This window comes from Pseudaestuariivita atlantica, assembly GCF_001205715.1.
GTDB lineage: Bacteria > Pseudomonadota > Alphaproteobacteria > Rhodobacterales > Rhodobacteraceae > Pseudaestuariivita > Pseudaestuariivita atlantica.
Window position 1 is genome coordinate 148,645 of the sequence record NZ_AQQZ01000009.1, and the last position, 16,677, is coordinate 165,321.

21 protein-coding genes are annotated in these 16,677 nt (G+C 66.6%); 14 read left to right on the forward strand and 7 right to left on the reverse strand.

The features are described from left to right. Nucleotides 1-89: 89 nt before the first annotated feature. Nucleotides 90-827 (forward strand): amino acid ABC transporter ATP-binding protein, encoded by a 738-nt coding sequence (locus tag ATO11_RS17705; RefSeq protein ID WP_050532247.1) that lies wholly within the window; start codon nt 90-92, stop codon nt 825-827. Then, on the forward strand, nt 824-1,582 hold the full coding sequence (locus ATO11_RS17710; RefSeq protein ID WP_050532248.1) for an amino acid ABC transporter permease: 759 nt from the start codon (nt 824-826) through the stop codon (nt 1,580-1,582). The genes ATO11_RS17705 and ATO11_RS17710 overlap by 4 nt, the downstream gene beginning before the upstream one ends. Before the next feature lie 52 nt (nt 1,583-1,634). Here ATO11_RS17710 and ATO11_RS22320 read toward each other — a convergent pair whose 3' ends face one another. Further along, on the reverse strand, nt 1,635-1,922 hold the full coding sequence (locus tag ATO11_RS22320) for a hypothetical protein (RefSeq protein ID WP_134643151.1): 288 nt from the start codon (nt 1,920-1,922) through the stop codon (nt 1,635-1,637). A gap of 288 nt (nt 1,923-2,210) precedes the next feature. Between ATO11_RS22320 and ATO11_RS17715 the strand changes: the two genes are divergently transcribed. The 8 genes from ATO11_RS17715 (at nt 2,211) to ATO11_RS17750 (ending at nt 6,644) form a co-directional block, all read left to right on the forward strand. Continuing rightward, nucleotides 2,211-2,552 carry a carboxymuconolactone decarboxylase family protein gene (locus tag ATO11_RS17715; protein WP_050532249.1) on the forward strand — a complete coding sequence of 114 codons (342 nt, stop codon included), beginning with the start codon at nt 2,211-2,213 and terminating at the stop codon, nt 2,550-2,552. Nucleotides 2,553-2,582: 30 nt separating this feature from the next. Beyond that, nucleotides 2,583-2,819, forward strand: a complete 237-nt coding sequence (locus tag ATO11_RS17720; RefSeq protein WP_050532250.1) for an Lrp/AsnC ligand binding domain-containing protein — start codon at nt 2,583-2,585, stop codon at nt 2,817-2,819. A gap of 46 nt (nt 2,820-2,865) precedes the next feature. Further along, nucleotides 2,866-4,110 (forward strand): aminotransferase class V-fold PLP-dependent enzyme, encoded by a 1,245-nt coding sequence (locus ATO11_RS17725; protein WP_050532251.1) that lies wholly within the window; start codon nt 2,866-2,868, stop codon nt 4,108-4,110. Nucleotides 4,111-4,171: 61 nt separating this feature from the next. Then, on the forward strand, nt 4,172-4,387 hold the full coding sequence (locus ATO11_RS17730; protein WP_050532252.1) for a hypothetical protein: 216 nt from the start codon (nt 4,172-4,174) through the stop codon (nt 4,385-4,387). A gap of 102 nt (nt 4,388-4,489) precedes the next feature. Then, nucleotides 4,490-4,852, forward strand: a complete 363-nt coding sequence (locus tag ATO11_RS17735; RefSeq protein WP_050532253.1) for an SUF system Fe-S cluster assembly protein — start codon at nt 4,490-4,492, stop codon at nt 4,850-4,852. Continuing rightward, nucleotides 4,852-5,181, forward strand: coding sequence for a TfoX/Sxy family protein (locus tag ATO11_RS17740; RefSeq protein ID WP_050532254.1), 330 nt, complete (start codon nt 4,852-4,854; stop codon nt 5,179-5,181). The genes ATO11_RS17735 and ATO11_RS17740 overlap by 1 nt, the downstream gene beginning before the upstream one ends. A 4-nt stretch (nt 5,182-5,185) precedes the next feature. Beyond that, complete coding sequence (locus ATO11_RS17745; RefSeq protein WP_050532255.1) at nt 5,186-5,572, forward strand: HesB/IscA family protein; 387 nt, start codon at nt 5,186-5,188, stop codon at nt 5,570-5,572. A gap of 235 nt (nt 5,573-5,807) precedes the next feature. After that, nucleotides 5,808-6,644 (forward strand): LysR family transcriptional regulator, encoded by an 837-nt coding sequence (locus ATO11_RS17750; RefSeq protein ID WP_050532256.1) that lies wholly within the window; start codon nt 5,808-5,810, stop codon nt 6,642-6,644. Nucleotides 6,645-6,650: 6 nt separating this feature from the next. Here the strand turns inward: ATO11_RS17750 and ATO11_RS17755 are convergent, their stop codons facing one another. Next, nucleotides 6,651-7,565, reverse strand: coding sequence for an isopenicillin N synthase family dioxygenase (locus tag ATO11_RS17755; protein WP_050532257.1), 915 nt, complete (start codon nt 7,563-7,565; stop codon nt 6,651-6,653). Between the two features lie 104 nt (nt 7,566-7,669). On the opposite strand from ATO11_RS17755, the gene tpiA reads away from it, so the two are divergent. The 4 genes from tpiA (at nt 7,670) to ATO11_RS17775 (ending at nt 11,566) form a co-directional block, all read left to right on the forward strand. Beyond that, nucleotides 7,670-8,422, forward strand: coding sequence for a triose-phosphate isomerase (gene tpiA, locus ATO11_RS17760; protein ID WP_050532258.1), 753 nt, complete (start codon nt 7,670-7,672; stop codon nt 8,420-8,422). 87 nt (nt 8,423-8,509) lie between these two features. After that, nucleotides 8,510-9,043: a hypothetical protein gene (locus ATO11_RS21725; RefSeq protein WP_050532259.1), complete on the forward strand. Its 534-nt coding sequence runs from the start codon at nt 8,510-8,512 to the stop codon at nt 9,041-9,043. A gap of 14 nt (nt 9,044-9,057) precedes the next feature. Further along, on the forward strand, nt 9,058-10,017 hold the full coding sequence (locus ATO11_RS17770; RefSeq protein WP_242601458.1) for a glycosyltransferase family 2 protein: 960 nt from the start codon (nt 9,058-9,060) through the stop codon (nt 10,015-10,017). Nucleotides 10,018-10,168: 151 nt separating this feature from the next. Next, complete coding sequence (locus tag ATO11_RS17775; RefSeq protein ID WP_050532261.1) at nt 10,169-11,566, forward strand: DEAD/DEAH box helicase; 1,398 nt, start codon at nt 10,169-10,171, stop codon at nt 11,564-11,566. Here ATO11_RS17775 and ATO11_RS17780 read toward each other — a convergent pair. The 5 genes from ATO11_RS17780 to ATO11_RS17800 all read right to left on the reverse strand — a co-directional run bounded on the left by ATO11_RS17780 (nt 11,563) and on the right by ATO11_RS17800 (nt 16,669). After that, entirely contained in the window at nt 11,563-12,738 is a 1,176-nt protein-coding gene (locus ATO11_RS17780; protein ID WP_050532262.1) for a CaiB/BaiF CoA transferase family protein, read from the reverse strand. The two genes, ATO11_RS17775 and ATO11_RS17780, sit on opposite strands and share 4 nt — an antisense overlap. 44 nt (nt 12,739-12,782) lie before the next feature. Then, the gene (locus ATO11_RS17785) at nt 12,783-13,211 is read right to left on the reverse strand and encodes an OsmC family protein (RefSeq protein ID WP_050532263.1); all 429 of its coding nucleotides are present in this window, start codon (nt 13,209-13,211) and stop codon (nt 12,783-12,785) included. 89 nt (nt 13,212-13,300) lie between these two features. Beyond that, nucleotides 13,301-14,128, reverse strand: a complete 828-nt coding sequence (locus ATO11_RS17790) for a HalD/BesD family halogenase (RefSeq protein WP_050532264.1) — start codon at nt 14,126-14,128, stop codon at nt 13,301-13,303. A 95-nt stretch (nt 14,129-14,223) separates the two neighbouring features. Continuing rightward, nucleotides 14,224-15,891: a ribonuclease J gene (locus tag ATO11_RS17795; RefSeq protein WP_050532265.1), complete on the reverse strand. Its 1,668-nt coding sequence runs from the start codon at nt 15,889-15,891 to the stop codon at nt 14,224-14,226. Nucleotides 15,892-15,898: 7 nt separating this feature from the next. After that, nucleotides 15,899-16,669: a type III pantothenate kinase gene (locus tag ATO11_RS17800; RefSeq protein WP_050532266.1), complete on the reverse strand. Its 771-nt coding sequence runs from the start codon at nt 16,667-16,669 to the stop codon at nt 15,899-15,901. Nucleotides 16,670-16,677: the final 8 nt, after the last annotated feature.

Below are 16,677 nucleotides of genomic sequence, written 5' to 3' on the forward strand. Positions count from 1 at the left end.
AACCGACTGCCACTCGCCCTTGATGTTCTGTGACATAGAACCATAGGTTCAAGTCAATTCTTTGCGCGGATCACCGCAGACGGGAGATCATGTCAGAACCTGCCATCAGACTGGACGGCGTTTCGAAGTATTTCGGCGATTTCCAGGTGCTGCGCGAGGTGTCGATGCGCGTGGGCACGGGTGAGCGCGTGGTGATCTGCGGCCCGTCGGGATCGGGCAAGTCGACCGTGGTGCGCTGCATCAACCGGCTGGAGACCCACGAGGCGGGCGTGATCGAGGTGTTCGGCCGCGAGGTGGGCAACCGCACCACGCCCGAGGCGCTGGGGCGCGAGATCGGGATGGTGTTCCAGCAGTTCAACCTCTTTCCGCATCTCAGCGTGCTCGACAACCTGACGCTGGGCCCGATGAAGGCGCTGGGGCTGTCGCGGCGCGACGCCGAAGAGCGCGCGATGGCCTACCTGACCCGCGTGCGCATCCCCGAACAGGCGGGCAAGCGTCCCGGCCAGTTGTCGGGCGGGCAGCAGCAGCGCGTCGCCATCGCGCGTAGCCTTGCGATGGAGCCGAAGGTGCTGTTGTTCGACGAGCCGACCTCGGCCCTCGACCCGGAAATGATCGCCGAGGTGCTGGACGTGATGATCGACCTTGCCGAGGACGGGCGCACCATGATCGTGGTCACTCACGAGATGGGGTTTGCGCGCAAGGTCGCCGACCAGATGATTTTCATGGACGCGGGCGAGATCGTGGAGACCGGCCCGCCCGCCGAATTCTTTGCAGCACCCAAATCCAAGCGCTGCCAGACCTTCCTCAGCCAGATCCTGAGCCATTGAGACCGCTTCTCCTCCTCGCGCTGCTGGCGCTGTCGGGCTGCGCGTCGTCGCAAAGCTGGGGCTGGTACGTGATCGACCCGACCACGCCGCAGGGCTGGACCAACGTGAAATTCCTCGTCTCGGGCATGTGGGCGACGATCCAGATCAGCGTGATCGCCGCCGTCCTGTCGATCACGATTGGCCTGCTGGTCGCCCTGCCCGGCCTCAGCGACCGCTGGGGCTGGCGCGCGGTGAACCGCGTCTATGTCGAGTTCATCCGCGCGATCCCGCTTCTGCCGATGCTGTTCTGGGTGTTCTACGGATTGCCCATCGTGTTCCGGTCGATGGGCGTGAACATCCCCATCGACCCGTTCTGGGGCGCGATCATCACGCTGGCGATATCCGACAGCGCGTTCACCGCCGAGATCTATCGCGCGGGCATCCAGTCCATCGCGCGGGGCCAGTCCGAGGCGGCGGCGACCGTGGGCCTGTCGCGCTGGCAGGCCATGCGTTACGTGATCCTGCCACAGGCGATCCGGCGCATCCTGCCGCCGCTGGCGAACCAGTTCATCTATATCGTGAAGATGTCGGCCTTTGCCTCGGTCATCGGGATGCAGGAACTGACCCGCCGCGCCAACGAGCTGGTGGTGACCGAATACCGCCCGCTGGAAATCTACACGCTGCTGATCCTCGAATACCTCGTGCTGGTGTTGATCATCAGCGCCGGCGTGCGGTGGCTGGAGCGGCGCATGGGTGCGGATGAACGCGGGCGGTGAGCCGTGCAGTCGGCGGGCCTGGTTCGGCGATCCTTGGTTGGAGCGGGGCACTTTATGTCGGCAAGATCCGAAAAAGGGGCATGCTGCGCGCTGTCGTCAGACAAATCGCCGGGCCGGGGGAGGCCCGTCGATTGCGCGGCGGCTTCGCCTTGAGTCTGCGCAGGTGCAAAGCCGTTTCTTGATGACCGTTTCCATCGGTAAGGAACAGATCGGACAGAGTGCCGGAGCCACCGAAAATTGTACTCCTCATCACCCCAACAGCTTCGACAGCTTCGTTTTCAACCGCAGACAAAATCATCTGGAACTCATTGGGCCAGCACTTCGCGTGGGTGCGGTCCAACAGAGTTGCAACAGTGGCAACTGCTTGGGCGAAATCGAGTCTGCTGATTTTCTGGGCATTCCCAGATCGCGGTGCCTTTGCACGTTGGACCTCAGGCCCCCAACGAACTATTCGTAAGCAGTCTTTAGCAACTTCGGCGGGTCAGAGCGTGCAAGGAAATCAGCTCGGTCTTGCAGACAGGAAACGAGGCTTCCGCCGCCTTCCCACCACCTGATTTCAACATCTTCTTCAGTCGCGCTGAAGGCGCGAACGTCGGCGCATCAAACACACACAAAAGGACATTTGCACATGGACTGGACAGACTTCATGGCCGAGACAGAGGCCGACATCACCACGCTGGCCCGCGAAATCCCGGCCACCGCCAAGGCGTTCGCCACGATGGGCGCGGCGGCCAAGACCAACGGCGCGCTGAACGAGAAGACCAAGGAGATCATGGCGCTTGGCATCGCCATCGCCACGCGCTGCGACAGCTGCATCGGGTTCCACGTGCGCAGCCTTGTACGGCTGGGCATCACGCGCGACGAATTGTGCGACGCGCTGGCGATGGCGACCTACATGGGCGGCGGGCCGTCCTATGCCTTTTCCGCCAAGGCGCTGAAGGCCTTTGACACCTTCTCGGACCGGGCCTAACTCTGGGGTGACGGCAAGAGAGGTCCCGCGATGAACTGCGTCTTCGTCCAACTGCGCTGCACACCCGGCAAGACCTACGAGGTCGCCGATGCCATCGTGCTGGAGGAAATCCATTCCGAGCTTTACTCGATCAGCGGGGAATACGACCTGCTGCTCAAGCTCTACATTCCCGAGGGCGAGGACGTGGGCAAGTTCATCAACGAGAAGCTGTTGCACATCAAGGGGATCGAGCGATCCCTGACGACGCTGACCTTCAAGGCGTTCTGACGCTGCACCCTGCCCTGCACCGCCCCACTTTCCAGGAGCCCTTGCGATGTTGTCTGACCACCCCGGCCTGATGGACGCCGTGCGCGACCGCTTTGCGCATGTGGAGGCCTGCCCCTTCACCGGCCCGCGCATCTTCTTCGAGAACGCGGGCGGCGCGCTGACGCTGAAATCGGTGGTGGAAACCTCGGCGACATATGCCGCGATCCCCGACAACCAGGGGCGGGACAACCCGGCCTCGGCGGCGCTGATGGCGGTGATCGCCAAGGGCAAGGAGGACGTGCGCACCTTCTTCAACGCGCCCGGCGGGCAGGTTTTCGTCGGCGAGACGGGGACGGAGGTGCTGTTCCGCCTGATCCGCACCGCGATGATGTCGAGCGCCGAGGGCGGGCGCGTGGTGGGTTCGACGCTGGAACACCCCGCGTCACGGTCGGCCATGGCGCATTGGGCCGGCAAGACGGGGCGCGACCACGTGCTGGCGAAACATGACGACGCGACCGGTACCGTGACGGTCGACGCCTATCGCCCGCTTCTGGGGCCGGACCTGCGGGTCGCGACCATCGTGCAGACCTCTCCGGTCACGGGCATGGCGGTGGATGTCGAGGCGATCGCGGCGGAAATCCGGGCGGCGGCGCCCGGTTGCCTGATCGTGGTGGACGGCATCCAGCATGCCAGCCACGGCCATATCGACGTGGCCGCACAGGGCGTCGATGGCTACGCGATCTCGCCCTACAAGGTGTTTTCACGGCACGGCTACGGGATCGGCTGGGCGTCCGACCGGCTGTCGGAGGCGACCGAGGCGCTGCAGGGCACGGCCCCCGGCACCTGGGAACTGGGCACGCGCGACACCGGGGCCTATGCCACCTTTTCGGACGTCATCGCCTATCTCGACTGGCTGGGCGGCGAGGTGAGCGACGCCACCGAACCCCGCGCCCGGATCGAGGCCGCGGCCGGCGCGATCCACGCGCAGGAGGCGGCGCTGACGCAGGCGATCCTGCACGGCACCGGCAACCACACGGGGCTCGCGCACCTGCCCGGCGTCACGCTGATCGGCGGCGCCGGGCCGCGCGAGGGCGTGGTGTCGCTGACGCTGGAGGGGATGTCCGCGGGCGACCTCGTGGCGCATCTGAACGCCCGCGGCATCCGGACGCATATCCGCAAGAACGACCATTACTGCGGCAACGTGCTGGCACCATTGGGCTTGGAGGAATGCGTGCGCGTGTCCTATAGCCATTACAACACCGAGGCCGAGATCGCGGCATTCCTGCAGGCGATGGGCGAAGCCGCCGCCTGAGGCGCGGCTCATCCGCCCTGATGGGCGGCCTCGCAGCGGGCAGAGCGAAGGAGGAAGACGGATGCGGGCATTGTTGATCGGGTTGATCCTGGGCGTCTACGCGGGCGGCTATGGCATGGTGCGGTTCCTCAACGGCGAAGAGATCGACGGGCAGCTGGTGGTGACCTTCCCCTCGCAACCGACCGCGGTGGCGACCGTGTTCGGCCCCGCCGTGTGGGTGGACAACTACCTGACGGGCACCACGTCGCGCATCGCCGAACCCGCCGCGCCCGAATAGGCGCAAGGCCGCTTTGACGCGGTGTCCTGCGCGCCGGGGGCCACTTTACCCCGGCGTGGCGAAACCTTATGTATCTGGTCAGGTATACCGACGAGAGGTTCCATGAACGACGCATCCCACCCGATCGAAGGCGCGCCGCTGATTGCGCCATCGACGACCGATCACCCGCTCTACGACGCGGTGGTCGAGGCGTGCCGCACCGTTTACGACCCCGAGATCCCGGTCAACATCTATGACCTTGGCCTTGTCTACACCATTGACATCAATGAGGAAAACGAGGTCCGCGCGATCATGACGCTGACCGCGCCCGGCTGCCCCGTCGCGGGCGAGATGCCGGGCTGGGTGGCCGAGGCGATCGAGCCGCTGCCGGGTGTCAAACAGGTCGACGTGGAACTGACGTGGGAGCCGCCCTGGGGCATGGACATGATGTCGGACGAGGCGCGGCTGGAACTGGGCTTCATGTAATGGCCGTCTCGCCCGAGCAGATCGAATGGGCGAAAGAGGTGTTTGCCGACGTGCCGGGCGTGACCACGAAAAAGATGTTCGGCGGCTTGTCGCTTTACTCCGAAGGTACCATCTTTGCCATCATCGGCCCGGATGAAGAGTTGCTGCTGAAAGCGCGCGACGACCTGGCCGAGGAATTGCAGGCCGAAGGCTGCACCCAGTGGGTCTATGACGGGCACAAGGACAAGAAGCCCACCGCCATGCCCTACTGGACGCTGCCCGACAGCGCCATGGACGACCCCGAAGAAGCCGCGCGATGGGCGCGGAAATCGCTGGACCAGAACGGATAAAAGCATGTTCGCCATTCCCGGAAAACAGGCCGTGTCGATGACCGAGGCCGCCGTTGCCCAGATCACCCGCCTGATGGAAAAGGGCGATCACGCGGGCCTGCGCATCGGCGTCAAGAAAGGCGGCTGCGCGGGGATGGAATACACGATGGACTACGTGTCCGACGTGGACCCCAACGACGAGGTGGTCGAACAGGACGGCGCGCGGGTGATGATCGCGCCTATGGCGCAGATGTTCCTGTTCGGGACCGAGATCGATTACGAGACCTCGCTGCTCGAATCCGGGTTCAAGTTCCGCAACCCGAATGTCGAAGACGCCTGCGGCTGCGGCGAGTCGATCAAGTTCAAGGATCTAGACGAGCTGAAGGCCGCCCAGGACGCCCAGAACGGCTGACCTTTCCGGCCCAGCAGGGCGGCCCGCGCCCGCAGGCAGCGGCGGCGCTTTTTCCATTTCCGGTATGATGCGACGCGGGCGAGGATCACCTCGCGCTCGGTCCTCCTGCCTGTTGCGCGGTTCGGCTTCAGGAAAACGACCATTGGAATTCCTTTCAGTTTTGAAGTGTTGACCGCAAGGTAATGCGCTATGATTGCGCAGATAACGCCACAAATCCGCGACTGACCTTTCATAAATGAAACAAAACCCGAGCCTTGACGACCTGATGCTGCTGCTTGCCGTGGGCGAGGCGGGGGGCCTTGCGGGTGCGGCGCGGCAGACCGGGGTCAGCGTACCGACGCTGGGGCGGCGGATGACGGCGCTCGAGGCGCAGATGGGGCGCCGCCTGTTCGAACGGGGCGCGCGCGGCTACCAGTTGACGGCGGATGGCCGGGCGCTGGCGCAGGAGGCCGCGCCGCTGCGCGCCACCGCAAGCCGCATCGCGGCCTTCGCCGGCGGGGAGACCGCGCCGCGCGTGCGCGTCACGGCGGGGACGTGGACGGCGCATTTCCTTGCCCGCTCCCTGCCCGCGACACATTCCGCGCGCTGGCGGATCGAGTTCCTGAGCTCCTACGCGATGCTTGACGTGGCGCGGCGCGAGGCCGATATCGGCATCCGCAACCGCCGCCCCGACCAGCCGTGGCTGGCCGGACGGCGGACCGCGACGGTGCGAATGGCGTTCTACGCGACCGGCCCGGACGTGCGGATGATCGCGACGCGCCCCGAAACCGCCGGCCTGACCCCCTCGGAACGCTGGCTGCACGCCAACATGGCCGCCGAAAGGTTGCTGATGGTCAGCGATGTGCGGCTTGCGCTCGACCTTGCGCGGGCGGGGCATGCGCGGGTGCTTGTGCCGACCTTCATCGGGGATGCCGAACCCGGCCTTGCGCGGCTGGGCGATCCGGTCGACGCGCTGAGCGGCGAGGAATGGCTGATCAGCCATCACGAGGCGCGCAACGACCCGCCGGTGCGCGCGGCGCTCGACGCGATCGCGCGGGTGCTGACCGACCGGACCCTGCGCGAGACCACGTGACCCGGCCTAGCCCGCCTTCAGGTGCACGTAGGTTTCGGCGAACCGCTTGGCGAGGTGATCGCCCGCCAGCACCGGCGCGGCCCCCGGAGGTGCGACATTGGTGTCGTATGTCGGGTTGAAGAACAGCGGGATCGACAGGCGTTCGGCATCGGTGCCTTTCACCCGGTGGGGTGTCGCCTTGATCTCTCCACCCGTCCAGATCTGCAGCATCTCCCCGAAATTGATGACGAATTCGCCGACGGGTGCGGTCACCGGGAGCCAGCCGCCGCCGCGCGTGCGGACCTCCAGCCCCGGTGTGCCGTCGGTCGCCAGAAGCGTCAGGCAGCCGTAATCGGTATGGGTCGCGATGCCGAAATCGCGCGGGCCGGCATCGGCGGGACGCGGCGGGTAGTAGTTGCCGCGCAAGAGCGCCATGGGCTTGTCGAACGCGTCGTCGAACGCGTCGGGCGACCGGCCGATGGCGGCGGAAACGGCGCGCAGGATGTCCATCGCGGTGCCAAGCGCGCGGGCGTAATAGGCGGCGACCGCTTCGTGAAAGCCTTCGGGCTCGGACGGCCACTGGTTCGGGCCGTAAACCGACAGTTTGGCCAGCGGATCCTCGGGCGGCAGGGTATAGCCCACGTCGAAGACCTGTTTGTAATCGGGGTTTGCCGCGGGATCGACCTGTTCGGAGCCCGGCGCGCCCCAGCCCCGGTTCGACCCGGTGCGCGCCATGTCGACGGCGGCCTTCTGCGATGCGGGCAGGGCAAAGAAGGCGCGGTACGCCTCCAGCACGCGCGCGACCAGCGGCGCGGGGATCGCGGTGTCGTGCACGGTGAAGAAGCCGACACCGGTCGCGGCCTCCTTCAGGCGGGCCAGCGTGTCGGGATCGCGGGCGGCCAGCGCACGCGCATCAAGGCGGGGGATATCGGTCTGCGTCATGCCGCGCGGGATACCACTCAGGCGCGCAGGGTCAACAAGGCCCGGCCCTTGACGCTGCCCAGCCGCTTTGGGAGAGGTGGTCCATATCCCAGAGGAGACCGCCCATGCGCCGCAAGCTTGCCGCCGGAAACTGGAAGATGAACGGCCTGCGCGCCGCGCTGAGCGAGATCGAGGCGCTCGCGCCCAAGGCCGCCGCCGCGCCGGGCTGCGACGTCCTGATCTGCCCGCCCGCGACGCTGATCGCGCCTGCCGTCACGGCGGCGACGGGCAGCGAGGTGATGATCGGCGGGCAGGATTGCCATGCCGAGGCCTCTGGCGCGCATACAGGCGACATTTCCGGCCTCATGCTGCGGGACGCGGGCGCGAGCCACGTCATTTTGGGCCATTCCGAGCGGCGCGAGGACCATGGCGAGCGGTCCGAGGACGTGCATGCCAAGGTCGAGGCGGCGTGGAACGCCGACCTGATCGCGATCATCTGCGTCGGTGAAAGCCTCGACCAGCGCGAGGCGCAGAACACGCTCGACATCGTGGGCGCGCAGATGTCGCTGTCGATCCCCGACGGGGTGACCGGGCTGAACACGGTGATCGCCTATGAACCCGTCTGGGCCATCGGGACCGGCAAGGTGCCGACGACGGACCAGATCGGCGAAGTGCACGATTTCATGCGCGCGCGGCTGGAACGCCGGTTCGGCGCGGGCGTGGGCAGGTCGGTGCGCTTGCTGTACGGCGGATCGGTCAAGGCATCGAACGCGGGCGAGATATTCCGCGTGTCGAACGTCGATGGCGCGCTGGTGGGCGGAGCGTCGCTGAAGGCCGCCGAGTTCGGCGGCATCATCGAGGCGCTGGCGGGGGTCTGACCCACCGGCCGCTTGTCGCTGCCCATGCTTGAGCGTGGCGGGTGCGGGCCTTACCATCCGCTCAACGCCTGTTGAAAGGGTCACCCCATGTTGCGCCGCGTCTGTCTTGCCCTCGGCCTTTTGCTGCCCGCAACGCTGCACGCGCAGGACGACGGGTTCGGTGACCTGCCAACCCTGAGCGAGCTGGGCGACCAGGTCGTGGCGCCCCCGGTCATCCCGGAGGGGGCCGTGGCGCTCAATTCCCTGCAATGGGACCTGATCGAGGCGGTGGAGATCAGCGAGCGGCTGGAAAACGACGCATACGTCGTGACCAAGACCTATCCGGGCGAGCTGGTGTCGATGGCCCAGTCTGGCAGGTTCGAGATCGAGGGTTATTTCGTCCCCGTCCTCGCGCAGGGCAGCGTCCGGCAGTTCCTGATGGTGCGCGACCCGGCGGAGTGCCCGTTCTGCGGCTCGTCCGGGTACGGGCTGGCGCTGGAGGTGATCACCAAGCGGCCCATCCCCGATCTGACGGAATTCGAGCGGATCCTCGTGCAGGGCCGGCTGGACCTCGTCGAGGACCCCGAAACGTGGCAGGCGGTGATCCTGCGCGATGCGAGGCTTGTGCGCCGCGGCAGCTGAGGCCCTTGACCCGCGTGACGGCACGCAGCACGGTCACCTGCATGCGCTGGGGCCTTGTCACCACCACCAACGCACCGACCCGCACGGTGCTGGATTTCGTTGCCTATCACCTCGACCAGGGCGCCAGCCGCCTGTGGCTGTTCCTTGACGATTGCAACACCGAGACCGCGGCGGCGCTGGCCGACCGCAGGGAGGTGAAATGCATCCTGACCGATGACGCCTATTGGCAGAAGAAGGGCCGCCGGCCCGTCGATCACCAGCCCCGCCAGTCGGTCAACGCGCGCCACGCCTACAACCGGTCCAACCGGTTCGATTGGCTGGGCCATATCGACATCGACGAGTTCCTGTGTCCCGAGGATGACATGGCGCGCGCCCTCGCCGCGCTGCCATCTTCGGCGCTCGTCGCCCGCATCCGCGCGGTAGAGGCGCTGGCCCCCGGCCCCGACGGCGCCACCCACTGGTTCAAGGCGATGCCCATCGACCGCGCCGAACGGCGGCTGAAGACCGACGCGCTTTACCCCGAATACGGCCGCCACCTGTTCGACGGGTTCCTCAGCCACCTCGCCGGCAAGATCTTCGTGCGGACCGGGCAGAAGGGCCTGAAGATGCGCATCCACAACGCCGTGCTGGACGGGATCGAGAACCCCGGACAGGTGGAGATGGGGACCGTTTCGCTGTGCCACCTGCATGCCGAGAACTGGGAGACGTGGCGAGCCCGGTTCGACTACCGTCTGGAACATGGCGTCTACCGCGCGTCGGTCGCGCGAAGGGGCCCCACGGGGATGAACACGCACGAGTTCTTCAAAGCGCTTCTCGCCGAGGGCGGGGAGGAGGCCCTGCGCGCCTTCCACACCGCCTTGTGCACCGCCACGCCGGACCATCTTGCCGCGCTTGAAACACATGGCCTGCTGCGGAAGCATACTCTGCAACTGTCCACAAAACGGAAACAATTCTTTCCTGACATGGCGGATTGACCGCGATTTTGCCGCTTCACGACGCCGCGGCGCGGCACGTTGCCTTTTGCGTCGCAATCCGCTATCTGCACGGGCACTTGCCGCCATCCGGGCGCTGCAGGACACCCAACCGCGACGGGCGAAGCGACATGTCCGTCAACCACGGATATGCATGACCAAGTTTTCTGATCTGAATCTGAACCCCAAGGTTCTGAAAGCCATCGACGAGGCCGGGTATGAGACGCCCACGCCGATCCAGGCCGGCGCCATCCCCCCTGCCCTTGAAGGCCGCGACGTGCTGGGCATCGCCCAGACGGGTACCGGCAAGACCGCCAGCTTCACGCTGCCCATGATCACCGCGCTGGCGCGGGGCCGGGCACGGGCGCGGATGCCGCGTTCGCTGGTGCTGGCACCGACGCGCGAACTGGCCGCGCAGGTGGCCGAGAATTTCGACCAGTACGCCAAGTACGTGAAGCTGTCGAAGGCGCTCTTGATCGGCGGCGTGTCGTTCAAGGAGCAGGACGCGCTGATCGACAAGGGAGTCGACGTGCTGATCGCCACGCCGGGCCGCCTGCTCGACCATTTCGAGCGCGGCAAGCTGATCCTTTCGGACGTCAAGGTGATGGTCGTGGACGAAGCCGACCGGATGCTCGACATGGGGTTCATCCCCGACATCGAACGCATCTTCGGCCTGACGCCCTTTACCCGGCAGACGCTGTTCTTCTCGGCCACCATGGCGCCCGAGATCGAGCGGATCACCAACACCTTCCTGTCGAACCCCGCGCGGGTCGAGGTCGCCCGCCAGGCCACCGCGTCCGAGACGATCGAACAGGGCGTGGTGATGATCAAACCATCGCGCCGCGATCGCGAGGGCACGGAAAAGCGCAAGGTTCTGCGCGCGCTCATCGACGGCGAAGGCGACAAGCTGACCAACGCGATCATCTTCTGCAACCGCAAGACGGACGTGGATATCGTTGCGAAATCGCTCAAGAAATACGGCTATGACGCCGCGCCGATCCATGGCGACCTCGACCAGTCGCAGCGCACGCGCACGCTGGACGGGTTCCGGGGCGGGGATTTGCGCATCCTCGTGGCCTCGGACGTGGCCGCGCGCGGGCTCGACGTGCCGTCGGTGAGCCATGTCATCAACTTCGACGTGCCCGGCCATGCCGAGGATTACGTGCACCGCATCGGCCGGACGGGCCGCGCGGGCCGTGACGGCAAGGCGTTCACGCTGTGCGTGCCCCGCGACGAGAAGAACCTCGACGACGTGGAGCGGCTGATCCAGAAAGAGATCCCCCGCGTCCCGAACCCGCTGAAATCCGACGCCCCCGAGGCCGAGGAGAAACCGGCAAAGGCGAAGGACGCCCCTGCCGAGGCAGCGGCACCTGCCGAGGCGGCAGCGTCCGAAGACAAGCCCACCCGTTCGCGCCGGTCGCGCGGTGGCAAGGGCCGCAATCGCGGCGGGTCGCGGGATGAAGGCGGCGGATCGAACGTGGTGGGCATGGGCGATCACCTGCCCTCGTTCATCGCGCTCAGCTTCGAAGAGCGCCAGGACGAGGCGAGCTAGGCCTCTGCCGCCACCCCGGCGGCGATCAGCGCGCCGGCATCCAGCCCCAACTCCTCCAGCACGGCACGCGTATGCGCGCCAAGCGCCGGGCCGTCATGCGTGATGGTCCCCGGCGTGCGCCCCATGCGCGGCGTCACGGCACGGGTCGGCAGGCCCGAGGGCATGGTCGTCAGCACGCCCCGGCTCTCGATGAAGGGATGACCCTGCAGATCGCTCATATCCGCGACGAGGCCGACCGTGACATCCGCCGCCTCGCAGGCTTCCAGCACGTCAGCCGCCGACCGTCCTGCCATCCAAGCGGCGACCGGTGCATCGCACTCCGCGATATGCGCGACCCGCGCGGTGTTGGTGGCAAAGCGCGGATCGTCGATCATGTCGGCCCGCCCGATCAGGCGGAACAGGCGTTCGGCCATGGCTTGCGTGGAAGCCGACAGCGCCACATATTTCCCGTCGTCGGTGGCATAGATGTTGCGGGGCGCGGTGATCTCGGTCAGCGACCCCATGCGCGGCGGCACGGTGCCGGTCAGGTGATAGTTCATCGCCTGCGGGCCGAGGACCGAGAAAATCGCCTCGAACAGCGAGATATCAAGGACTTGGCCGGTGCCGTCCCGGTCGCGCGCCCGCAGCGCCATCATCACAGCCGTCGCGCCCGACTGGCCCGCGACCATGTCGGCCAGTGCGAGAGGCGGCAGGACGGGCGGGCGGTCGGGAAAGCCGGTCATCGCGGCAAAGCCCGACAGCGCCTCGACCAGCGACCCGAAACCGGGGCGCGCGGCCCATGCGCCGGTCTGCCCCCAGCCCGAAATGCGGGCGATCACGAGGCCGGGATTGCGCGACAAAAGCGTATCGGGGGCAAGCCCCATCGCCTCCAGCGTGCCGGGGCGGAAGTTTTCGACCAGAACATCGGCCCGGTCGATCAGCCGGGTCAGCGCCGCCATCCCCTCGGCCGCGCGGGTGTCGAGGGCAAGGCTGCGCTTGTTCCGGCAATACTCGGCCCAGAAGGTCGACACGCCCGCCACCCGCCATGCGCGCAGGTCATCCCCGCGACCGGGCTTTTCCACCTTCACGACATCCGCCCCGAAATCGGCCAGCACATGCGTCAGCACGTTGCCCGCGACAAGGCGCGACAGGTCGACGACGCGCAGGCCGTGTAGCGGGGGCAGATCGGTCATGCCGCCAGCGTTTCAAACGCCGGCAGGCGGGTCAACCGCGCGTGTCAGCGCGCGAGGACCGCGTCCATCGTGATCTCGGCCTTGAAGAGTTTCGACACCGGGCACCCGATCTTGGCAGCGGTTGCCGCCTGCTGGAACTGTTCGTCCGTCGCGCCGGGCACCGTGCCGGCGACGTCGAGGTGGACCTTGGTGATGGCATAGCCGTCATCGCCCTTTTCCAGCGACACGGTCGATGTCGCCTCGATCCGGTCGGCGACCAGGTCGTGCTCGCCAAGGATCATCGACAGCGCCATGGCGAAACAGCTGGCATGGGCCGCGCCCAGAAGCTCTTCGGGATTGGTGCCGGGCTGCCCGTCGAAACGGGTGTTGAAGCCGTAGGGCTGCTGCGACAGGACGCCCGTCTGCGTCGAAACCGCGCCCTGCCCTTCGGTCAGCGATCCGGTCCAGACCGCCTGTCCTGATTTGCGAATCATGTCGATACTCCAATGCGTTGGGTTGGGATGCCAACGCGAGGGAGCGCACCGGGTTCCGCCCCGCACCTTCACGCGACGCGCGGTCGCGGTCAGTCGAGGAAGGTGTCGTTGCGCCGGCCCGCGCGTTCGAAATGGATCGGCAGCGCGCGCCCGTAAAGCTGCCGCGCGCGTTCGGGGGAGCCGACCATGTCGGGTGCCTCCACGTAGGACAGGATCGCGACGTAGCGGGGCACATCACCCGTCAGCGGCGCCACGCGGTGCAGCGCATATCGCCCCTTGAACAATTGCAGGTCCCCCGGTTGCAGGTTCAGCACCGTGACCCGGTCGGAGGTCCCGTCGAGGATGCGCGCGACCTCGGCAAAGTTCTCGCCATCGCGGCGGATGTCGGCGGCGTATTCGAACGCGCCCCCGCCCTCGGCATTCTGGATGGCGAGCGTGACGGTGAAATTGTTGGTGTCGAAGTGCCATGGAAATCCGTTGCCCTCGGTCGCCATGTTGACGATCACGTCGGCCAGTGGATCGGCATAGCGGTAGAACGCGTCTTCCTGCAGGCAGGACTGGATGAAGGCGTCGAAACCGGGATGGTCGTGGATCTGCCGCAGCGCGCCGTCGGGGCGGAAATTGTCGGCGGCGATGAAGGCGTTCGAGCGGTCGAAGAACCGCCGCCGCGGGTCGTCGGGCGGCAGCGACGGGTCGTCCTTGGTAAAGTAGGCATTGGTGCGGCTGAACGAGGCATGCGCCCGGTCGCGCACCCCCTCCGCCTCTGCCGCGAGCGCGGTCACGCCTTCGGCCGTCAGGAATCCGCGCAGGACGGCGCAGCCGTCATGGGCGAGGTCGGCGCGGACGCGGTCGATGACGGCATCCAGCGCGACGCCGGGCCTGTCCACGGGATAGGTGGCAAGGTCGATATGGGACATGGCCGCGCCCTCCTTCGCGTCACTATGGGCTACATCGCAGCAGCAGAAGGCGCACCCGTCTGTCCCGAACGCGGCATCGGCCATGTCGCGCGGCGTCAGGACAGGCGGCTGACGACCACCGTGACCTCGGGCTTCTTGCCGATCTCGTCCTGCGCGGAGTTGCGCACGACGCGGCGCAGTTCCTTTTCCAGCGCGTTGTCGTCGGCGCGGGTCTTGGTGCCGGCACGGTTGAGGAATTGCGACAGGTCCTCTTCCAGCACGTCGACCAGCGCCGCGCGGGAGCGGCCGATTTCCGGCAGACCCATCAGTTCGCACCAAGGATCGCCCAGCGGTTCGTCCTCGTCATCAAGGATCACCGTCACGATCACGTGGCCGTTCAGCGCCATGCGGATGCGGTCCCGCACCACGCCGTCCAGCGCGCCGATCTGCACCGACCCGTCAAGGTAGGTGCGGCCCGTCTCGACGAATTCCGCGACCGTGGGCGCGTTGCCGCTGAGGTCCAGCATTGTGCCGTTCACCGCGACGATGCCGGTCCGGCCCTTCGCCTGCGCGACCTTGACGTGTTCGCGCAGGTGGCGGTGTTCGCCGTGCATGGGGATCACCATCTGCGGGCTGACGATGTCGTGCAGGCGTTCGACGTCCGGGCGGTTGGCGTGGCCCGACACGTGGTACAGCCCCGAGGAATCGTCGATCACGTCGACGCCCATCTCGCTGAACTGGTTGATGATGCGGATCACGCCCTTTTCGTTGCCGGGGATGGTCTTGGACGAGAACAGGAACGTGTCGCCCTCCTTCATCTCGATCCCGTGGAACTTGCCGCGCGCCAGCTGGGCCGAGGCCGCGCGGCGTTCGCCCTGCGATCCGGTGACCAGCAGCATCAGGTTCTCGCGCGGGATGGCCTGCGCGTCCTCGGGGCCGACCACCTTGGGGAAGCCGGTCAGGACGCCGGTTTCCACCGCCGCCTCGATCATCCGGCGCATGGCGCGGCCCATCAGGCAGATCGACCGCCCGGCGCGTTCGCCCGCCTCGGCCAGCGTTTTGACCCGCGCCACGTTCGAGGCAAAGGTGGTCGCCACGACCATACCCTTCTGGTCGGACACCAGCTTCTCGATCTCGGGGCCGACGCTTGCTTCGGAGCGGCCGTCATGGGGGGTGAAGATGTTGGTGCTGTCGCAGACCAGCGCCTTGACGCCGGGCTTGGCGATCTCGGCCCACATGTCGGGGTCGAAGGGTTCACCGACGACGGGCGACGGGTCGAGCTTGAAATCGCCGGTATGGATCACCCGGTCGCCGCCCGCCTCGATCAGGAGGGCCGAGCTTTCGGGGATCGAGTGCGACACCGGCACGAAGGAGACGCGGAACGGCCCCGCTTCGACCGCCTCTGGCCATGCGGAGACGGTTGTCACCGCGTCCTCGGGGTGGCCGTGTTCGTCCATCTTGCGGCGGGCGATGTTGGCGGTGAAGGCGCGGGCATAGACCGGCGCGCCAAGCGCCTCGTAGTAATGCGCGACGGCGCCGACGTGGTCTTCATGCGCGTGGGTGATGAACACCGCCTCCAGCCGGTCGGCGCGTTCCTTCAGCCACGTGATGTCGGGAAAGATCAGGTCGACGCCGGGAGTGCCGTCCATGTCGGGAAAGGTGACGCCGATGTCGACGAGGATCAGGCGTTCGCGATCCTCGGGGCCGTAGCCATAGACATAGGCGTTCATGCCGATTTCACCCGCCCCGCCGAGGGGCAGGTAGATAAGTCTGTTTCTGCTCAAAGGTCTCTTACTTTCTTGCGTTGTGTTGGTAGATGACGGTCAGTCCGTGCATCGTCAGATCGTCTTCGAAGGCGTCGAAAAGCGCCTCCCCTTGCTGGAATAGGGGTGCCAGCCCACCTGTTGCGATGACCTTCATCTCGCGTCCGTGCTCCGCCTTGATGCGGTCGCAGATTTCGCGGATGAGGCCGATATATCCCCAGAACACGCCCGACTGCATGCAGGCGACGGTGTTGGTGCCGATCACCTTCTTCGGGCGCGAGATGTCCACGTGCGGCAGGGCCGCTGCGGCGAGATGTAGGGCTTCGAGAGAGGTATTCACCCCCGGCGCGATCACCCCGCCGATATAGGCGCCGTCGTGGTCTGCCACGTCGAATGTGGTGGCTGTTCCGAAATCCACAAGGATCAGGTTGCCGCCGTGCCGGTCGAAACCGGCGACCGTGTTCACTAGCCGGTCGGGGCCGACCTGCGTGCCCTGGTCGACGCGGATGCCCACCGGGATCTCGCACCCTTCCTTTCCCACGACCATGGGGCGCACGCCCCAGTAGCGGTCGGCGAGGACGCGCAGGTTGAACACCACGCGCGGCACGGTGGACGAGATGATGACCGCCTCGATATCGGGGCTGAGGCCGAAATGATCGCAGAGCGAGGTGAACCAGACGAAATACTGGTCGCCCGTGCGCTGGTGCTCGGTCGAGGTGCGGAAGGTGCAGATGAACTTCGTTCCGTCCCAGACGGAGAAGACGGTGTTGGTATTGCCGCAATCGATGCAGAGGAGCATGGGATCGG

Excerpts from the sequence above, each read along its gene's own strand:
- ATO11_RS17705 (WP_050532247.1), top strand. The coding sequence starts at position 90 with ATGTCAGAACCTGCCATCAGACTGGACGGCGTTTCGAAGTATTTCGGC.
- ATO11_RS17715 (WP_050532249.1), top strand. The coding sequence starts at position 2,211 with ATGGACTGGACAGACTTCATGGCCGAGACAGAGGCCGACATCACCACG.
- ATO11_RS17720 (WP_050532250.1), top strand. The coding sequence starts at position 2,583 with ATGAACTGCGTCTTCGTCCAACTGCGCTGCACACCCGGCAAGACCTAC.
- ATO11_RS17725 (WP_050532251.1), top strand. The coding sequence starts at position 2,866 with ATGTTGTCTGACCACCCCGGCCTGATGGACGCCGTGCGCGACCGCTTT.
- ATO11_RS17730 (WP_050532252.1), top strand. The coding sequence starts at position 4,172 with ATGCGGGCATTGTTGATCGGGTTGATCCTGGGCGTCTACGCGGGCGGC.
- ATO11_RS17735 (WP_050532253.1), top strand. The coding sequence starts at position 4,490 with ATGAACGACGCATCCCACCCGATCGAAGGCGCGCCGCTGATTGCGCCA.
- ATO11_RS17740 (WP_050532254.1), top strand. The coding sequence starts at position 4,852 with ATGGCCGTCTCGCCCGAGCAGATCGAATGGGCGAAAGAGGTGTTTGCC.
- ATO11_RS17745 (WP_050532255.1), top strand. The coding sequence starts at position 5,186 with ATGTTCGCCATTCCCGGAAAACAGGCCGTGTCGATGACCGAGGCCGCC.
- ATO11_RS17750 (WP_050532256.1), top strand. The coding sequence starts at position 5,808 with ATGAAACAAAACCCGAGCCTTGACGACCTGATGCTGCTGCTTGCCGTG.
- ATO11_RS17755 (WP_050532257.1), bottom strand. The coding sequence starts at position 7,565 with ATGACGCAGACCGATATCCCCCGCCTTGATGCGCGTGCGCTGGCCGCC.
- tpiA (WP_050532258.1), top strand. The coding sequence starts at position 7,670 with ATGCGCCGCAAGCTTGCCGCCGGAAACTGGAAGATGAACGGCCTGCGC.
- ATO11_RS21725 (WP_050532259.1), top strand. The coding sequence starts at position 8,510 with ATGTTGCGCCGCGTCTGTCTTGCCCTCGGCCTTTTGCTGCCCGCAACG.
- ATO11_RS17775 (WP_050532261.1), top strand. The coding sequence starts at position 10,169 with ATGACCAAGTTTTCTGATCTGAATCTGAACCCCAAGGTTCTGAAAGCC.
- ATO11_RS17780 (WP_050532262.1), bottom strand. The coding sequence starts at position 12,738 with ATGACCGATCTGCCCCCGCTACACGGCCTGCGCGTCGTCGACCTGTCG.
- ATO11_RS17785 (WP_050532263.1), bottom strand. The coding sequence starts at position 13,211 with ATGATTCGCAAATCAGGACAGGCGGTCTGGACCGGATCGCTGACCGAA.
- ATO11_RS17790 (WP_050532264.1), bottom strand. The coding sequence starts at position 14,128 with ATGTCCCATATCGACCTTGCCACCTATCCCGTGGACAGGCCCGGCGTC.
- ATO11_RS17800 (WP_050532266.1), bottom strand. The coding sequence starts at position 16,669 with ATGCTCCTCTGCATCGATTGCGGCAATACCAACACCGTCTTCTCCGTC.